The sequence below is a fragment of the Mesorhizobium sp. M7A.F.Ca.US.006.04.2.1 genome (genome assembly GCF_004022915.1).
GTDB classification, from domain to species: Bacteria; Pseudomonadota; Alphaproteobacteria; order Rhizobiales; family Rhizobiaceae; genus Mesorhizobium; species Mesorhizobium ciceri.
Window position 1 is genome coordinate 1 of sequence record NZ_RZQA01001558.1, and the last position, 605, is coordinate 605.

Annotated in this window: 1 protein-coding gene; it reads right to left on the reverse strand. The window is 62.5% G+C overall.

Going from position 1 to position 605, the window contains the following annotated elements:
• Positions 1-448 (reverse strand): uracil-DNA glycosylase family protein (locus tag EN925_RS38715; protein ID WP_348630395.1); only part of this gene is annotated, 448 nt, incomplete at its 3' end.
• Positions 449-605: the final 157 nt, after the last annotated feature.

The following is a 605-nucleotide window of genomic DNA, read 5'->3' on the forward strand; positions in this document are numbered from 1 at the left end:
GACCATAGGTGCGCCACGCGGCAACGGTCGCGGTCATCGACCTCCCCGAGGCGTGTTGCAGCGCCCACCGTTGAGCGTAACCGCCGACCAGGAGCGTCAGTTCCACTCTAGGCAAGCACGCCAGAAGCGACCGTCGCCAGAGAGCGGCACACCGGGACGGTGGCGGGTGGTCGCCCCCTTTGGGATTGGTCCCAGGAAAGCAGAACGCCATCGGAGCCACGCCAATTCGCGAATCCCCATAGAAGACGCTGCGATCCAGCCCAAGCCACGCGCGCAAGCGGTCACCTGAGGGGTCGTCGAACGGCAATCCGCACTCATGCACCCGTCGTCCTGGGGCTTGGCCACAGATCAAGAGCCGGGTCTCGGAAGTGACCTGCACCACCGGGCGCGGTTCATGGCTGAATTCCCCAGCACAGGCGCGACAGGCACGAACGCTCGAAAGCAACACGTCAAGTTGCGGCGCTTCCGACCTAGCGCGTGTTTCGGGGCTCCCCAGGCCGGGCCTAGTTGCAGCAACCTCTACCAAATCGTTCTAAACCTGTTGGTGTCTTACCCTACGATCAGTTTAACGACTGACCATTGAATGTGGGAACCAGGGTAAGATG